At 61.8% G+C, this 16,463-nt stretch carries 18 protein-coding genes; 13 read left to right on the top strand and 5 right to left on the bottom strand.

The window, feature by feature from the left end:
* Nucleotides 1–90: 90 nt before the first annotated feature.
* From KYK33_RS03780 to KYK33_RS03790, 3 genes are all read left to right on the top strand, one after another.
* Nucleotides 91–516, top strand: a complete 426-nt coding sequence (locus tag KYK33_RS03780; RefSeq protein ID WP_042041158.1) for a MarR family winged helix-turn-helix transcriptional regulator — start codon at nt 91–93, stop codon at nt 514–516.
* Between the two features lie 36 nt (nt 517–552).
* Nucleotides 553–783: a hypothetical protein gene (locus KYK33_RS03785; protein WP_396021389.1), complete on the top strand. Its 231-nt coding sequence runs from the start codon at nt 553–555 to the stop codon at nt 781–783.
* 148 nt (nt 784–931) lie between these two features.
* Nucleotides 932–1,246, top strand: a complete 315-nt coding sequence (locus KYK33_RS03790) for a hypothetical protein (RefSeq protein ID WP_042041156.1) — start codon at nt 932–934, stop codon at nt 1,244–1,246.
* A gap of 86 nt (nt 1,247–1,332) precedes the next feature.
* On the opposite strand, the gene KYK33_RS03795 is transcribed toward KYK33_RS03790, so the two are convergent.
* Nucleotides 1,333–1,809 carry an Lrp/AsnC family transcriptional regulator gene (locus KYK33_RS03795; RefSeq protein ID WP_005904753.1) on the bottom strand — a complete coding sequence of 159 codons (477 nt, stop codon included), beginning with the start codon at nt 1,807–1,809 and terminating at the stop codon, nt 1,333–1,335.
* A gap of 332 nt (nt 1,810–2,141) precedes the next feature.
* The gene (locus KYK33_RS03800) at nt 2,142–2,783 is read right to left on the bottom strand and encodes a helix-turn-helix transcriptional regulator (protein ID WP_224432064.1); all 642 of its coding nucleotides are present in this window, start codon (nt 2,781–2,783) and stop codon (nt 2,142–2,144) included.
* Nucleotides 2,784–2,978: 195 nt separating this feature from the next.
* Here KYK33_RS03800 and KYK33_RS03805 point away from each other — a divergent pair, with 195 nt between their 5' ends.
* Complete coding sequence (locus tag KYK33_RS03805) at nt 2,979–4,217, top strand: MFS transporter (RefSeq protein ID WP_224432065.1); 1,239 nt, start codon at nt 2,979–2,981, stop codon at nt 4,215–4,217.
* A 67-nt stretch (nt 4,218–4,284) separates the two neighbouring features.
* Nucleotides 4,285–5,100, top strand: coding sequence for a Cof-type HAD-IIB family hydrolase (locus tag KYK33_RS03810; RefSeq protein ID WP_224432066.1), 816 nt, complete (start codon nt 4,285–4,287; stop codon nt 5,098–5,100).
* Nucleotides 5,101–5,208: 108 nt separating this feature from the next.
* Here the strand turns inward: KYK33_RS03810 and KYK33_RS03815 are convergent, their stop codons facing one another.
* Nucleotides 5,209–5,778 (bottom strand): DUF2799 domain-containing protein, encoded by a 570-nt coding sequence (locus tag KYK33_RS03815; protein ID WP_042041152.1) that lies wholly within the window; start codon nt 5,776–5,778, stop codon nt 5,209–5,211.
* 215 nt (nt 5,779–5,993) lie between these two features.
* Between KYK33_RS03815 and KYK33_RS03820 the strand changes: the two genes are divergently transcribed.
* The 3 genes from KYK33_RS03820 (at nt 5,994) to KYK33_RS03830 (ending at nt 10,080) form a co-directional block, all read left to right on the top strand.
* Nucleotides 5,994–6,833 carry an isopenicillin N synthase family dioxygenase gene (locus KYK33_RS03820; RefSeq protein WP_042041151.1) on the top strand — a complete coding sequence of 280 codons (840 nt, stop codon included), beginning with the start codon at nt 5,994–5,996 and terminating at the stop codon, nt 6,831–6,833.
* A 222-nt stretch (nt 6,834–7,055) separates the two neighbouring features.
* Complete coding sequence (locus KYK33_RS03825) at nt 7,056–8,369, top strand: sodium-dependent transporter (RefSeq protein WP_224432067.1); 1,314 nt, start codon at nt 7,056–7,058, stop codon at nt 8,367–8,369.
* 397 nt (nt 8,370–8,766) lie between these two features.
* Nucleotides 8,767–10,080: a sodium-dependent transporter gene (locus tag KYK33_RS03830; RefSeq protein ID WP_042041149.1), complete on the top strand. Its 1,314-nt coding sequence runs from the start codon at nt 8,767–8,769 to the stop codon at nt 10,078–10,080.
* 89 nt (nt 10,081–10,169) lie between these two features.
* Here the strand turns inward: KYK33_RS03830 and KYK33_RS03835 are convergent, their stop codons facing one another.
* Nucleotides 10,170–10,637, bottom strand: a complete 468-nt coding sequence (locus tag KYK33_RS03835; RefSeq protein ID WP_224432068.1) for a hypothetical protein — start codon at nt 10,635–10,637, stop codon at nt 10,170–10,172.
* Nucleotides 10,638–10,733: 96 nt separating this feature from the next.
* On the bottom strand, nt 10,734–12,104 hold the full coding sequence (locus KYK33_RS03840; RefSeq protein WP_224432069.1) for an aminotransferase-like domain-containing protein: 1,371 nt from the start codon (nt 12,102–12,104) through the stop codon (nt 10,734–10,736).
* A gap of 116 nt (nt 12,105–12,220) precedes the next feature.
* Between KYK33_RS03840 and KYK33_RS03845 the strand changes: the two genes are divergently transcribed.
* The 5 genes from KYK33_RS03845 (at nt 12,221) to KYK33_RS03865 (ending at nt 16,421) form a co-directional block, all read left to right on the top strand.
* Nucleotides 12,221–12,817 carry a LysE family translocator gene (locus KYK33_RS03845; protein ID WP_224432070.1) on the top strand — a complete coding sequence of 199 codons (597 nt, stop codon included), beginning with the start codon at nt 12,221–12,223 and terminating at the stop codon, nt 12,815–12,817.
* Nucleotides 12,818–12,933: 116 nt separating this feature from the next.
* Complete coding sequence (locus KYK33_RS03850) at nt 12,934–13,524, top strand: LysE family translocator (protein WP_042041144.1); 591 nt, start codon at nt 12,934–12,936, stop codon at nt 13,522–13,524.
* Between the two features lie 105 nt (nt 13,525–13,629).
* Complete coding sequence (locus tag KYK33_RS03855) at nt 13,630–14,331, top strand: aspartate/glutamate racemase family protein (protein WP_224432071.1); 702 nt, start codon at nt 13,630–13,632, stop codon at nt 14,329–14,331.
* A 211-nt stretch (nt 14,332–14,542) separates the two neighbouring features.
* Complete coding sequence (locus KYK33_RS03860; protein ID WP_042041141.1) at nt 14,543–15,652, top strand: 1-acyl-sn-glycerol-3-phosphate acyltransferase; 1,110 nt, start codon at nt 14,543–14,545, stop codon at nt 15,650–15,652.
* 298 nt (nt 15,653–15,950) lie between these two features.
* Nucleotides 15,951–16,421 carry a YhcH/YjgK/YiaL family protein gene (locus tag KYK33_RS03865; RefSeq protein ID WP_042041140.1) on the top strand — a complete coding sequence of 157 codons (471 nt, stop codon included), beginning with the start codon at nt 15,951–15,953 and terminating at the stop codon, nt 16,419–16,421.
* Nucleotides 16,422–16,463 lie beyond the last annotated feature (42 nt).

A 16,463-nucleotide genomic window follows, 5' to 3' on the forward strand; every position in this document is an offset into this window, starting at 1 on the left:
ACCGGGCTTTTGACAACTACTTTGTGTGCAAAATATTTGGGTAGAGAGTAATGTCGGGTATACTGGCGGCATAGCCAGCGAGGTAGTGTCATGAGCGAATTGAAGAAGCAGGTCTGTTTTGCACTCTATAGCGCCTCCAATGCGGTGATGCGTGCATATCGCCCCCTGCTGGATCGGCTGGATCTCACCTACACCCAGTATCTGGTGATGCTCTCCCTCTGGGCCGAGGATGGCGTCAGTCTCAAACAGATTGGCCAGGATACCGGGCTGGATGCGGGCACCCTGACCCCCATCGTCAAGCGGTTGGAGAGCAAGGGCTGGCTCACCCGCAGCGTGTCGGCCGAGGATGAACGGCAAAAATGCGTGGTGCTGACCGAGGCGGGTCGCGCCTTGCAGGGCGAGGTGCGCGCCAGCTGCCTGGCCGACAACTTGCGCAATCAGGTGGACTTGAACGATGCTGAACTGACCCAGCTCAAGGGACTGTGCGATCGCATTTCGAGCCAGCTGGGACGCTAGTCAGATCAGACGATGAGGAGTTCAGGGATGATAAGGATAAGCAGATTGGCCCCCCTGCTGGGGCTCTTGCTGGTGGCCTGTGGCGGCACGGGTCAACATAGCCGCCCTCTGGAGATAGATGATGCCGACGCCTGGCGCGCCATCTGCAAGGATGGTACCCGTGTCAAGGCGGTGCGTGAGGAGGGGATCTGTGACGATCACCATGGGCTGGCCATGTGGATGAATAAGCCAAGGGAGGCGGCCATGGCAGAGGAAGCCACCAAGTGAGGCGAGATCCCCATCACAAAATGACGTAACCGACCGCTTTGGTCGGTTTTTTTCGCGATCCTGTTAACAGTTTGTCCCATCGTTCATGGTGCGCTCACTTTTCTCTTCGCATACTGGCTCCATCAGCCCCACGTGAGGAGTACCAGAAATGCAACATTGGGTCGGACTCTCCATCCTATGGGGGCTAGCCAGTTTCGGAGTGCAGGCCGATTTCATCGAGAGCCGGGATCCGGTGGAGCCGCTGTGGCACGCCCAATCCGAGGTCGAGATGGAGGGCTACTTGATAGAATCCCTTGGGGAGAGGCGCTGGGTATTCGATACCGGTTCGGACAGCCTGCTGGTTGAGCTGCCCCAGGGGCAAGCCGCCCAGACGGATGAGCGATTGGTGCTCAGTGGCGCGCCCCGCCAGGCCGCCGAAGGCTGGCTGCTGCAAGTCGAGGATGTCACTGCGGCATCGAGCTGACCGGTCAATGGGAGATCAATAGCGAAGAGGAGGCCCAGGCCTCCTCTTCTTCATGATGTTGCATCGTCATCAGCGGCTTGTCAGCCTCAGCCCAGGTGGTTCAGGGGCAGCGCCGTCTTCTGCTTGATGCGGCGCAGCACGAAGCTGGATCGTACCCCGGTCACCCCGGGAATGTGGGTCAGCTTGTCCAGCAGGAAGTGCTGATAGTGCTCCATGTCGCGCACCACCACCTTGAGCTGGTAATCCGCATCGTTGCCGGTGATGAGGTCGCATTCGAGCACTTCCGGCAGCGCCGAGATGGCGGTATCGAAGTTCTCGAATCGCTCAGGAGTATGTCTGTCCATGGAGATGTGGATATAGGCGGTGAGAGTCAGCCCCAGCTGGCGGGCGTTGAGCAGCGTGACATGGGCATCGATCAGGCCCGCATCCTCCAGTGCCTTGACCCGTCGTGAGCAAGGGGAGGGGGAGAGGCCGACCAGCTCGGCCAGTTCCAGGTTGCTGATGCGACCATTCTCCTGCATCAATTCCAGAATATGACGGTCGATACGATCCAGTTTCAGCATACTTTGTCACCCTGTCGCAATGTTTTGTTGTCTTTGGCTAGATTAAGGGTGAGTCATTGCAAAAACAATCGAAAATAACCAACTCTTCGCAACCACTCACCCGGGGCCTCCGGGTAATATGAACTCATCAAACGGTGGTCAGGCAGTGGCAGCATCCAGCCCCTGCGGCGACGAGTTCAACCGGACTTCGAGCACCACAAGACGTCACGCCTCATCGGGCCATGACAGACAGATGCGGGCTTACCGGTCCGTAGCAAACAACAAAGCAGGCCTCCCGGCGCCTGCTTTGTTGTTTTTGGTCGCCTCGGGGCTGGCTGACTCGGCTCAACGGCTTACTGCTCAGGGGCCGCATTGTGAGCCGGGGGGCTGATGCGATAGAGGCAGCGGTGATCGCCGCTGAGCAGATATTGCTCCCGCTCGACCCGGGCCGGGGCCAGCAACTCGGCGAAGATGGCGAGTTCGCTGCGACAAAAACCCAGGCAACCCCGTGCCGCGACACAAATAGGGCAGTGACTCTCCCACAATAGCCAGCTGCCATCCTCCTCTTTGCTCGCCTCGGCCATATAGCCTTCCCGGGTACGCAAGACCGCGAGCTCGACCACCCGCTCTGGCAAGGAGAGCCCGACCAGCTGCGCCCGATAGCGTCCCAGTTGCTGCTGCTCACGCTCGGCAATCACCTTGTCCAGCCCGCTCTCCCCAAACAGCTGTTGCACCGTGTCAATCAGGCGCAGGGTCAGCTCGCCATGGCCATCCGGGAAGCGCTGCCAGGCCTGTTCGGTCAACAGCCAGAGCCGGCTCGGCCGTCCCCGTCCCCGGGCCTCATCCCTGAAGGTCACCCAGCCGTCGTTCTCCATGGCATGCAGGTGCTGGCGGGCACCCATGGAGGTCATCTGCAGCTGCTCGCCGAGGGCCGCCGCGCTCTGGGGGCCTTGGGTTTTTAACAGGTGAAGTATCTTGTCGGTGCTGGCGTTCATGGGTTACCCGCTGTTATCTGCAACGGCTTCTGAGGGCGGTCTTTTCCAGGCGTTGCTGCCTGGGTCGCTCATCTGCGCCGGTACTCATAGGGTCATTATGGGTAGAGTGATTTTTTAAATCAATAATTCACTTTACAAAACATGCCCTGCTCAGCAGTATAAATAAACTTATAACTTTACTTAATGGTGAGTGCGATGGAGAGCCGCAGAGACAAGGTGAGTCTGTGGGTGCTGGTGATGACGGTGACCCTGGCGGTGGCAGGCTTTAGCTTGCCCTCCCCGGTGTTGGCGCCCCTGATGCTGGATCCGGCGCAAGGCATGCTGGCCCCTGACGCCTCGGACTGGAGCCGCAAGGTGTGGCTGGGGGTCGTGATGGGGCTCTACCCCCTGTTCCAGTTGCTGGGGGCGCCTTTGCTGGGCCTATTGTCGGATCGCTATGGCCGCAAACCCATTCTGATGGTCTGTCTGGTCGGTGTCCTGGCGGGTTATGCCTTGATGGCACTGGGGATCGCCTGGCGATCCCTGCCGATCTTGCTGCTCAGCCGGGTGCTGGAAGGGTTCTTCAATGGTGATATCGCCATCGTGCAGGCGATGGCGGCGGACATGAGCACGACCAAGACCAAGGCCCGCAACTTTTCCATGATCAATATCGGCATGAATCTGGGCTGGGTGCTGGGTCCCATGATTGGGGGTTATGCCGCCGTCATCTCCGGGGATTACAGCGTGGCGGCCTGGTTGGCGGTGGCCATGACCGCGGCCAACTTGCTGCTCGCCCTCTGGTTATTGCCCAACCGGCCTCCACTGCCTGAGGCTGCCACGGCGCCGCGCCTGTCGAATCGCGCCCTGCTGCTCGCACCTGCCTTGTTGCCTTACTTCGCCTTGACCCTGATGAGCTATGGCGCAGTGCAACTCTACTTCAGTTACTTCAATGTCTGGTTGGTGGAAGAGCTGACCTGGGATCCGGCGCAACTGGCGCAAGGGGCCGTGCTGGTGAGCGTGCCGCTGATGTTGGGTTCCTGGCTGGGGGGTTGGCTCTCGCGACACTGGCGCGGCAGCTCCCTGGGGATAGTGGGTCATCTGCTGATGGCGGTGGGCATGTTGATGTTCATCCTGCCGAGTCAATGGTGGGGCTTGGCGCTCACCTTCATTCCCGCCGGTATCGGCATGAGCCTGGGGGAGTTGGCGACCTCGGTGGCCATCTCCAATCGCAGCTCGGCCGAACAGCAGGGCCAGGCCATGGGGCTCTACCGTGGTCTGGCGGTGAGCAGTGAAATTGTCGCCGTGGTGCTGGGCAGCCTGGTACTGCTGGCGGGCAATCAGTGGCCCTTCTATCTGGCGGCGGCCTGTTCTGTGCTCTGTGCGCTGGGTTTCTATGCTCTGCGTCGCCGGGCAAACAGGGACAGGCAGATCACAGAATGGGCCTCTCAGGCCTGATGGGGCTTGCATCCCGGGGGCGACTCTGGGAATTTATCCCCTCTTGTTTCGCCTGTTTGGAGGGAATATGACGCAGTACAGAGCCATAGCGCTCGATATGGATGGCACGCTGTTGACCCGGGATCACCAGATTTCGAGCGCGACCCGGCAGGCGCTGGCCGATGCGCGTGCCCAGGGCATCAAGGTGCTGCTGGTCACGGGCCGACACTTCATGACGGCGCGTCCCTTCCATCATGAGCTGGGGCTGGATACTCCCATCATCTGCAGCAACGGTGCTTATCTCTACGATCCGCTCGGGGATCGCATCCTGAGCGGGGATCCCCTTGCCAATGAGCCCCTGGCCACGTTGCTGGCCGCCATGGCAGAGGAGCAGGTCGAAGCCCTGGCTCACCTCTCTCAGGGGATTGGCCACCTGGGTTGCGAGCCTTATGTCACCCGGGTGCGCAGCTGGTCGGCCAGCGTGGAGGAGCAGCATAGAGTGCAGTTCCTGCCCCAGAGCAGTGCCCAATTGCTGGCCCAGCCCGAGGTGTGGAAGCTGGAGCTGTTCAGCCAGGAGCCCGCTCACCTGCATGATTTTGCCAGTCGGGTGATCGAAGGGTTGCCCTTCACCCAGGATTGGGCGGCGCCCTATGCGGTCGAACTGGTCAAGCCCGGTTGCAGCAAGGGCAACCGGCTGGCCCAGTGGGCGGCGGGGGAGGGGATCGCCATGAGCGAGGTGGTGGCCTTTGGCGACAACAACAACGACATCAGCATGTTCGAACAGGTAGGGCTGGCGGTCGCCATGGGCAACGCGGCGCCGCAGATCCAGGGGCTGGCTCACAAGGTCACCGCGGATCACAACGAGGATGGCATCGCCCTGGGCCTGGCGCGCTGGGTGCTTTAGTTGCGCCAGCTTGACCCTTGATAGCAAGAGGCCGATGCAGTGCATCGGCCTCTTCTCATGGGGCTGTGGCCAGAGCGCATCGGGCTCGGCGCCATGGGTGCTGCGAACTTACAGCTTGAACTCTATCACCCTTGGCGGATAGCGCAGCCGGCTGTATTCGTCGCGCAGGGCCCTGTCGCGACGTATGGCGCGCTCCCGTTGATAACGGTAGCTGTCACGCTGGGCACTGTCGTTCTCCTTGCGGATCAGTTGTTCCAGCTGATAGATGTCTTGCTCGTTTTGGGAGATGGCATTGGCAAGCTCATTGAGGCGGGCGGCAAGCTGATACTCCTGGTGGCCCCGTTCAAACTGGCGCAGGAAGGTCTCGTCATTGGGGCAGACCCCTCGGTACTCCTCCCCATCTCGTCCCTTGCGATAGGCCAGCTCGGGGATACAGTAAAGCTCGAGTCCCTTCTTATAACCCCGCTGCCACTCCCCCTGATCGACCTTGATGCCATATTCGCCACAGCTTGCGCCATAAGCCTTGCTCGCATCCGGTCCCTTGCCCTGCTCGCCATCGGCAAAGCCCTGGTTATACCAGCTCATGGCGGCGCACTCCTCCTGGGAGAGGCTGCTGCAGGCGCCCAGTAACAGGCAACAACCAACGACAAGCCCCTTGGCCAGTGTCTGTTTCATCATCTAAATGCTCCTTGCTGCGCCGCATTGCGGGCATGCCATCAGATGGCGCATTCTAGGAGCCGGCTCGTCCGGGGACAAGAGGGGGCTGGACGGTTTTCCTGGGCGGATCGGCCTGTGGGAGCGGACGCTGCGATGAGGTGGTCGGCAAACCTTTTCTTACCGGTCACATGGGGGTAAACTTGCGGCCACTTTTTAACAGCAGTGCAACAGCAACCATGAAAGTCCTGACCGTCGACTACCGGGCGCCAGACGCCGCCCAGCGCTTCACCGAATCCCTGCGTACCACCGGCTTCGGTGTGCTGACCAATCACCCTATCCCCAAGGAACTGGTGCAGGGTATTTACGACAACTGGTATCGCTTCTTCATGAGCGAACAGAAACAGGACTTTCTGTTTAACCGGGAGACTCAGGATGGCTACTTCCCGCCGTCGGTTTCCGAGGTGGCCAAAGGCCAGAGCCAGAAGGACATCAAGGAGTACTTCCATCTCTATCCCTGGGGCCAGATGCCCGAGGAGCTGAAGGCGCAAGCCATGGAGTACTACCAGCTGGCCAACAACCTGGCCGCCGAGTTGCTGGGGTGGGTCGAGCAGTACACGCCGGGTGAGATAGCCGCCAACTACAGCTGCCCGCTCTCCTCCATGATAGAAGAGAGCCATAAGACCCTGCTGCGGGTGCTGCACTATCCACCCTTCGATGGCACCGAAGCACCGGGCGCCATTCGCGCCGCCGCCCATGAAGATATCAACCTGCTCACCATCTTGCCCGCGTCCAATGAGCCGGGTCTGCAGGTGATGGGGTCCGATGGGGAGTGGATGGATGTGCCCTGCGACTTTGGCACCCTGATCATCAACATCGGTGACATGCTGCAGGAAGCGTCCGCCGGCTACTACCCCTCCACCACCCATCGCGTCATCAACCCGGCTGGCGGCAGCGCCAACAGGTCACGGATCTCTCTGCCGCTGTTCCTGCATCCGCGTCCGGATGTGGTGCTTTCAGAGCGCCACACGGCTCACAGTTATCTGATGGAGCGGTTGCGCGAGCTGGGCGTGATCTAAGCCTGCAGCCCCTGTCATGGCAGGTCAAAACCGGAGCAAATGTGCTCCGGTTTTTGTTTGTTAGCAGCAAAGCAATTAAATCTGAATTTTATTGGTGAAGTGTGCCAATAAATCGAATTTATACCCGTTTTTGTTGATTGTGATTGCGCAGCCCCTCCCTTACTCTGGCCGCCGCTTTTCGCTAGCGGCCCTGTGGGCCCTGGCCTCGACCCCGGAGTTCATATGCAGCAGTCCCAATGGTCATCCCGGCTGGGTTACATTCTCGCCGCCGCAGGTTCGGCGGTGGGCCTCGGCGCCATCTGGAAGTTCCCCTATGTCACAGCGGCCAACGGCGGTGGCGCCTTCCTGCTGGTGTTCCTGCTGTTCAGCTTCACCCTGGGGGTGGCCGTGCTGATGGGGGAGACCCTGCTCGGCAGCCGGAGTCGGCGCGGTGTGGTGGGTGCCTTGGCCAGCCTGCTCGGCAAGCGCTGGCGCTGGCTCGGGGTCATGGGCCTGCTCTGCAGCCTGCTCATCTTCTGTTTCTACAGCGTGGTGGGAGGCTGGACCCTGGGTTACACCGGCATGGCACTGGCCGGCAGCCTCAACAGTGGGGATGGCGCCGCGCTGACCGCCCGCTTCAATGACTATGTGGGGGATCCCGTCTGGCCACTGCTGACCCACTTGCTGTTTGCCGCGCTCACCTGGTGCTGCGTGCAGGGCGGGGTGCAAAAAGGGGTGGAGCGAACCTTGCGCTGGATGATGCCGAGCCTGCTGCTGATGATGATGCTGCTCGCCGTGGTGGGGCTGACCCTGCCCGGCGCCATGGATGGGGTACGTCACTTCCTGCTGCCGGATTTTAGCAAGCTCGGCATGAACGGGGTGCTCGACGCCCTGGGTCTGGCCTTTTTCTCCCTCTCCATCGGCCTTGGCATTCACACCACCTATGGCGCCTATCTGCCCGACAGTGAAGGGGTGGGGCGCTCCAGCCTCTGGGTGGTGCTGCTGGCGAGCCTGATTGCCGTGCTGGCCGGCTTGATGATCTTCCCGGTGCTGGCGGCGACGGGCATCGATCCTGCGGCCGGGCCGGGTCTCACCTTCATGACCATGCCTGCGGTGTTCCAGCAGCTGCCCTTCGGCCAGGGGCTGGCGACCGTCTTCTTCGCCTTGCTGGTGGTGGCGGCGCTCTCTTCGGCCATCTCGCTGCTCGAGCACCTGCAATGCTTCGTCAGCGAGAGCTGGGGCTGGAGCCGCCGCGCCAGCTGCACCCTGATAGTCGCCCTGGTGATGGTGGGTGGCATACCGGTCAGCCTCTCCTTCGGCCCCTGGTCCCAGATCACCCTCTTTGGCCGCAACATCTTCGAGTTGCTCGATTTTGTCACCTCCAACGTGCTGATGCCGCTGTTTGGCCTGGGGTTGACCCTGCTGCTTGGCTGGAAACTGGGGCGGCAAATCCTGCCCCGGGGGCTGACGCTCTCCTGGCAACGCTTGTTGCTCGGCTGCTGGCGCTGGCTCGCCCCCTTGCTGATCGGCGGCATCCTGATCCGCGGTCTGGTGTGAGGTGGCGCGTCAAGACCGGGTTGAGCCAGTCGACGCGGCTGGGCGCCAATGGCCTGGTTAAGGGTTCGCCAGAGGAACGGCTGGTTTTGGGTAGCACGACTCGATCAAATACTGCTCAAATGGATGAAAGTATAATTTTCAACTAATTCAGTGCAAAAACACTGACTGGATCTGTCAACTTGCCTTGCCATGGTTTAGGCTGTCGCCTCGTTTTCTCGATGGTCTCTATCCCATGTCACTTCGTCTGGTTCGGTTTGGTCGATTTAGTCGCGCCGACTAAAGGGGTGAGCTTGCAGACATCAGTTATCCGGATTTCATTGCAAGGGTCGCCTCAGGGCGGCCCTTTTTGTTATTTGTCCATCATGGAGTCAATCATGTTGTCCTCAAGGGAGTTGGTATGAGCCAGGTGCAGTGGTCTTCTCGTCTCGGTCATGTGCTGGCCGCCGCCGGTACGGCGATAGGTCTCGGCGCTATCTGGAAGTTTCCGTATGTGACCGCCACCAATGGCGGTGGCGCCTTCCTGCTGCTGTTTCTGCTGTTCAGTTTCACCCTGGGGGTGGCCGTGCTGGTGGGGGAGACCCTGCTCGGCAGCCAGAGCCAGCGTGGGGTGCTCGGCGCCTTCAAGAAGCTGGTCGGGCCTAACTGGCGCTGGATGGGCTACATGGGCATCTTGTGCGGCTTTTGTATCTACAGCTTCTACAGCGTGGTGGGGGGCTGGACGGTCGGTTATGTGGGGCTGGCGGCCATGGGCCGCCTCAACCTGAGCGAGGGCGAGGCGCTGACGGCCCTGTTCAACGGTTATGTCAGCAATCCCTGGTGGCCGGCGCTGACCCACTTGGTGTTTGCGGGTCTCACCTGGTGGTTCGTGCAGGGCGGTATCCAGAAAGGGGTCGAGCGGGCGCTGCGCTGGATGATGCCGGCGCTGTTCATCATGATGTTGCTGCTGGTGGTGGTCGGCCTCTCTCTGCCCGGCTCCATGGCCGGGGTGCGCCAGCTGCTGCTGCCGGACTTCAGCAAGCTGAGCGGCGAGAGCGTGCTCGACGCCCTGGGGCTGGCGTTCTTCTCCCTCTCTATCGGACTCGGCGTGCATACCACTTATGGTGCCTATTTGCCCAACAGTCAGGGTGTGCTGCGCTCCGGGGTCTGGGTGGTCACCCTGGCCAGCCTGATCTCGGTGCTGGCCGGTCTGATGATATTCCCGGCACTGGCGTCGACCGGCATCGATCCGAGCGCGGGCCCGGGCCTCACCTTTATGACCATGCCTGCGGTGTTCAACCAGCTGCCCTTTGGCCAGGGCCTGGCCCTGGTCTTCTTCCTGCTGCTGCTGGTGGCGGCGCTCTCCTCCTCCATCTCCATGCTGGAGCATCTGGTGCGGTTCACCTGCGAGGAGTGGGGCTGGTCGCGGCGCAGCGCCTGCCTGGTGCTGACCCTGATGATCATGGCGACCGGGGTGCCGGTCAGCCTCTCCTTCGGGATCTGGTCCGAGGCGACCCTGTTTGGCAAGACGTTGTTCGAGCTGCTCGATTACCTCACCTCCAACCTGATGATGCCGCTGTTTGGCCTGGTGCTGACCCTGCTGCTCGGCTGGCGACTGGGGGACAAGATGCTGCCCGACGGCGCCCATCCGCTGGCGCGGTTCGCGTTGCTCTGGTGCTGGCGGCTGGTCGCGCCGCTGCTGATCGGCGGCATCTTGCTGCGTGGTCTGCTCTAGGACGGGCCACTCGTGGTGAAAAAGGGTTGGCCGGTGGCCAACCCTTTTTTGATCCTCTGAGCGGCTAGATGCCGCCGCTGACCCCGGCGTTATTGCAGGCCGGGCCCCTTGACCGAGAAGGGGCAGTCACGCTGGTTGATGAGCCGCTCTCCCTGGCCGCTGGCTCCCTGCCAGCGCAGCACGAGCTGGCCGAGCAGGCCCAGATGGCGCAGCTCAAATTCGTAATCCAGGCAAGGATTGCCGAGGGGGAGGGTCGTCACCCCGTGGGGCAGGCGGTAGTCGTAGCTCAGCCGTGGGCCATCTACCAGGGTTTGCCGCACCGGGATCAGGCCCTGGGGGCCCGCTGTCTGGGTCGTCAGCGCCTGGCGCAGAGTGAGCGGTGCATCTATCGCTTTTTGATAATGGAGGCTGTTCATGGCGGCGAGCTGCTCTTCCAGCCGTTGCAGCTCGTTATCCAGGCCACCGATGACCTGCTCCAGCTGTTGTTGGCGGGCGGGCATCGCGCAACCGGCCAGCAACAGGCTGATGAGCAAGAGGGGAATGCGGGTCACATGCATGGGCTCTCCGTCGAGCGCATCGTGCTGAACACCATCGACTCGCACGGAGGGCGATTGCGGGAAGGCAGGGTGCACAGCGGGTTGAACGGCCACTGACTATAGCAAGGAGTTTGCAGGGGGGGCAGCGCGCAGCAGCCCGGCGAGGCGATCCAGTCCCTCTGCCACCTTGGCATCGGTCGCTGGCTGACTCAGGCTCAGGCGTACCCCCTGAGGGGCAGCAAACTGACCGGCGGCAAAGTGCTCACCACTCGCGACCCCGACATCGAGGGCGTCGGCGGCCTGCGCAAACTCCTGGCTGCGCCAGGGTTCTGGCAGGGGGAGCCAGGCATGCATGGAGCCGGGTTGCCAGCGCGCGCCCGGCAGCAGGTGGCGAAGCAGCTCGCCGCGTCGGGTCAGTACCCGGCGCTGCTGGGCGATGAGGGCCATCACCTGGCGCTCGCTGACCAGCTTGCAGGCCAGTTCGATCAGCAGCGGGCTGACCATCCAGCTCGAGAGCCGCATCGCCTGGGCGAAGGCGGCACGCAGGGCGGGTGGTGCGAGCAGGAAGCCGACCCGCAACCCCCCGCAGGCAATCTTGGCCAGGCTGCCGAGGTAGATGACCCGCTCCGGCGCCAGGTTGACCAGGGGCGTCAGCGGTGTCTCGGGCAGCAGGCCGTTGACGTCATCCTCGATGATGAGCAGGTCGTGACGGCGGGCGAGGGCGATGATGGCCTCGCGCCGGGCCAGGCTCATGATGGCCGTGGTGGGATTTTGCAGGGTAGGGGTCAGGTAGAGCAGCTTGGCACGACGCTGGCGGCAGGCCGCCTCCAGCGCCTCGGGCAGCAGTCCCTCTTCGTCCATGGCGAGCCCCACCACCTGACTCTTGAGCTGGCGCGCGTTACCGAGCAGACCCGGGTAGCTGAGCCCCTCGCATAAAATGGTCTCACCCACACAGCTGGTGGCGAGCAGGGCCAGCATGATGCCGTGCTGGGCGCCGTGACTGAACAGCAGCCGCTCCTCGCTGCCCGCTATGCCCTGTTCCCCCAGCCAGTCGACGAACAGCTGGCGCTGATCCCCCCGCCCCGCCTCCTTGTCATAGCCGAGCAGGCTATTGAGATCTCCCCCGGCCAGGGACTCGATCAAGGGACGGAAGATGGCGGCCCGATCGAGCTGGACCGGCAGGTTCTGCCACAGCTCGATGCGTCCCTCCTCCTCGTTGCGGATCACCCAGTCACTGGCGGCATCGTTGCCCTTGACCCAGGTGCCATGTCCCACCTTGGCCGCCAGCAGGCCACGCCGCTCCGCTTCGCCATAGGCGCGGGTGATGGTGCCAACGGTGACCCCCAGCCTGTCGGCCAGCGCCCGGTGGGTGGGCAGCCGGGTGTGGGGAGTCAGCTCACCGTTGCCGATGGCTTGTTCTATGGCCTTGACCAGCTTGAGGTAGAGGGGGCCTTCGAAGGTCGAGAGCTCGGGTGTCCAAATTGTCATGGTGACAATAAATCCATTGATCCATTTGTATCGTCAATATAGCGTGATATTCAGCCTGTTCACAACCCAGAAGTGCACATTGTACCGATACAATGTGACAAGAAAGGAGTCACCTCATGACCATTGAATGGTATGCCACCCTGTTTGGCTTTGCCCTGCTCACCTGCGGCACCCCGGGGCCCAACAACTTGATGTTGACGGCATCCGGCGCCAACTTCGGGGTACACCGCACCCTGCCGCACCTGTTCGGTGTGGTGGTCGGCCAGCCGGTATTGCAGCTGGTGCTGGCGCTAGGCTTCTACCCGCTGTTCGAGCGCTGGCCCCTGCTCAAGCTGAGCCTGCAGGTGCTGGGCAGTCTCTATCTGCTGTGGCTGGCCTGGCGTATCGCCGTGGCCGGTGCGCCCGGCGATCCGGCCAGGCGCGCCCGCCCGCTGACCCTGCTGGAAGGGCTGGGCTTCCAGTTCCTCAACCCCAAGGCCTGGATGATGGGCATCTCCGCCATCAGCTTGTTCAGCCTGCCGGGTAGCGACTACTGGCCGAGCCTGTGGGGCATCATGTCCGTCTTCCCCATGGCGGGGCTGCCGGTCTGCTTTGCCTGGGTGCTGTTCGGCCATCAGCTCAGTCGCTGGATCAACTCGGACCGAGGCTGGCGCCGCCTCAATGGCAGCCTGGGGGCGCTCACCGCCCTGTGCGTGGTGATGCTCTGGTATTGATGGCTGCCTGATCAAGCATGCAAAGAAATGCATTGCCAGCCTTGTCGTCAGGGCAGAGGCTCTGCATATTAGAAGGCTTGCCCCATATCGGGTTGTTGGTATCAAAAGAGGTTGAGATGGATCTGAACTGGTTGTTGCCCCTGGCGGGTTTTGCATTGATCACTTGTGGTACGCCGGGTCCCAATAACATGCTGCTCACCAGTGCCGGGGCCGCTCAGGGATTTGGCCGCAGCGTGCCACTGCTGGTGGGGGTGGTGGGGGGCATCAATCTGATGATCCTGGCCACGGCCCTTGGCCTGGGGGTGTTATTTGAGCGGGTGCCGCTGCTTCACGAGGCGCTCAAGGTAGCTGGCTCCCTCTATCTGTTGTGGCTGGCCTACAAGGTGGCGACGGCCAATGGCCCCGCCGAGGGGAACCGGCCGCTGATCCCGGCCCATCAGGGCGCCCTGTTGCAACTGCTCAATCCCAAGGCCTGGATGATGGCGCTCTCCGCCATCAGCGGCTTCACCCTGGCGGGGGAGGCCTACTGGCCCTCGGCGTTCTGGGTACTGGGCATCTTCTTCCTGACCGGTCTCTACACAGGAGCATTTTGGGTACTGTTTGGTGCTCAGGTGCGCCGCTTCATTCACACGGCCCGCGGCTGGCGTCGCTTTAACCTCGGCATGGGGATCGCCACGGCGGCTTGCGTGCTGATGATCTGGATCTAGGCTCTGAAAGCAATCTGTTTTGTTGCTGGCCCTGCGGGGCCTTTTTTGTCCGTATAACGCACCGCAACCCAGAGGGCGAGGCGGCGCGAGAGGAGAGGCGAGCGAATGAAATGCATAGGTGTGTTAGGGGGCATGAGCTGGGAGTCGAGCCTCAGCTATTATCAGGCGCTCAATCGCGGCGTCAGGGGGCGGCTCGGGGGCCTGCATTCGGCGCGGGTGCTGCTGAGCAGCGTCGACTTTGCCGAGATAGATCGGTTGCAGCACGCCGGAGACTGGCCCGCCACCGCCCGGCTGCTCGGCAAGGCGGCCCAGAGTCTGCAAGCGGGCGGGGCCGACTGCCTGCTGATCGCCACCAATACCATGCACAAGGTGGCCGACGAGATAGCCGCCGCCATCGACATTCCTCTGCTGCATATCGCCGATGCCACCGCCCTGCGGCTGATTGAAGATGGCATCGGCACAGTGGGACTGCTTGGCACCCGCTTCACCATGGAGCAGGATTTCTACAAGGGGCGCCTTCGGGACAAGTTTGGACTCAAGGTGCTGGTGCCAACGGCGGCGGCCCAGGCGAGGGTGCACCGCATCATCTATGAGGAGCTCTGTCTGGGTGAGATAAAAGAGGCATCCAGAGCTGACTATCTGGCCATCATCGGGGAGCTGGCGGCGGCGGGGGCCGAGGCGGTGATCCTGGGTTGTACCGAGATAGCCCTGCTGGTCGGCCCGGAGCACACCAGAGTGCCGCTCTACGACACGGCGGCTCTTCACGCCGAGGCCGCGGTGGCCTGGGCGCTGGACTCATCCTCCTGACGCTGGCGGCGGTGGGTTGGCTGCCCACCGACATTTCGATGAAAATTGTTATCAATTGACTCTCTTGTTAGCCTCCTTGCCCTTGTCTTGATGCCGGTCAGATCGCATATCACTCTTTGTGGCATAGTCCTCGGGGTAAAAGTGTGTAAAATTGCGCCCTGAATTTTGGCCGACTCTTTGGCCAGCCTCCCTCTCAAGTAAGGCGGAACCGGTGACAGAAGTAGACAGATTCGCAGACATTCGCCCCTATCATGATGACGAAGTTCCCGCGGCCATTGAGCGTCTCATCCAGGACGATGAGTTCATCGGTGCCATCGCCAAGTACCGTTTCGGCGCGCTGATGAACTGGTTCGGCTGGGCGCTGCGCCCGCTGATCCGTTACTTCCTGCGCAGCAAGTGGCGCCATGTCACCACAGTGCACCAGGTGCAGATGGGGGTGACTCGCTACATGAACCGCATGATAGGCAGCTCCACCAAGGGGGTGACCTTCTCCGGCATCGAGCACCTCAAGCAGGGGCAGGGCTATCTGTTTGTCTCCAACCACAGGGACATCGCCATGGATCCCGCCTTCGTCAACTGGGGGCTGCATACCCATGGCTTCGAGACGGTGCGCATCGCCATCGGTGACAACCTGCTGCGCAAACCCTGCGCCACCGAGCTGATGAAGCTCAACAAGAGCTTCATCGTCAAGCGCTCCGCCAAGGGGCCGCGAGAGATGATGAAGGTGCTGGGCGAGCTGTCGGCCTACATCGGTCAGTCGGTGCACGAGGGGCACTCCATCTGGATAGCCCAGCGGGAAGGGCGCGCCAAGAATGGGGATGACAAGACGGATCCTGCCATCCTCAAGATGTTCTACGTCGATGGCAAGAAGCAGAAGATCCCGTTCGCCGACTACATGCGCAGCCTCAACATAGTGCCGGTCAGCATCAGCTACGAGCTGGATCCCACCGACAAGGCCAAGGCGCGCGAGCTCTACGAGAAGTCCGTCAACGGCAGCTACGAAAAGGGCGAGTTTGAGGATATCGAGAGCATAGTGGCCGGTATCGTCGGCCAGAAGGGGCGGGTCCATGTCGCCTTTGGTGCGCCCATCACCGAGGGCTTCGAGGACCCGGATCAGCTGGCGGCGCTGATCGACAAGGCCATCTGGGGCAACTATCGCCTCTTCCCCGGTAATTACCTGGCGGCAGATGTGCCCAACAAGGCCAACACCCTGGAGCAGGCGGCATTCTTGACCCGCCAGTCCGAGGTGCCCGAGGAGCACAAGGCCATCTGGCGCGCCATGTACGCCAAGCCGGTTGAGAATGCCAGCAAGGTGCAATGAATCAGGCGGCACACTAAAAAAACGGGAGCTTAGGCTCCCGTTTTTGCGCCTGGTCAAAGTTGCTGGCAATCGAGTAGTGAATAATATTGTTTCAGCTGGTACGATCATCGGGTGAGTGAGCGGGTATCCCTTGGCAAGTCACGGGCGACTGTGCAACAGTGGTTCGGCACCAACCGGATGACCCTGACTCCTCTCGGTCTGCATGGATGGCAGACGGCGCTAGACAAGGACCTTTAACGGGTCCTTTTTCATTGGCAGGCAAAGATAGAAGGCGAATACACCTAAGGATGCGCATCTCATGATCACCGGCAGTCTGGAAACCTTACAACGCACCCCCTTGCCCACCCCGCTGGCCCGCATCATGGCCGAGGTGGTGAAAGAGGTCGCGCACTGGCTGAATGCGCCCCTTGGCAAGACCGAAATCGATGGATTGCGGCTGTTTTGCCTGGTGAGCGAGGAGCTGACGGAGCCCGTCGCCGCGCGCCGAGGTGAGTTTCATGAACAGTATCTGGATATCCAGCTGCTGCTGCGTGGTGAGGAGTGGATCGGCGTCGGGCCTCATGCCTACGTCAATGACGGCGCCGATCACCCCCATCCCGATCTCTGGTTCGTCGATGACGAACAGACCAGTTATCTGGCGTTGCAGCCCGGCGACTTTGCCATCTTCTGGCCGGGAGAACTGCATCGCCCTCTCTGTACCCTGACCACCCCCGCCAAGGTGAAAAAGTTGGTGGTCAAGGTTCACAAGGATCTGCTGACAGCGTGCTAGTCAGCCGTGCGGGGGCCAGGCTCCCGCCCACGACGAGGCCGG

It is taken from the genome of Aeromonas rivuli, from assembly GCF_020149575.1.
GTDB lineage: Bacteria > Pseudomonadota > Gammaproteobacteria > Enterobacterales > Aeromonadaceae > Aeromonas > Aeromonas rivuli.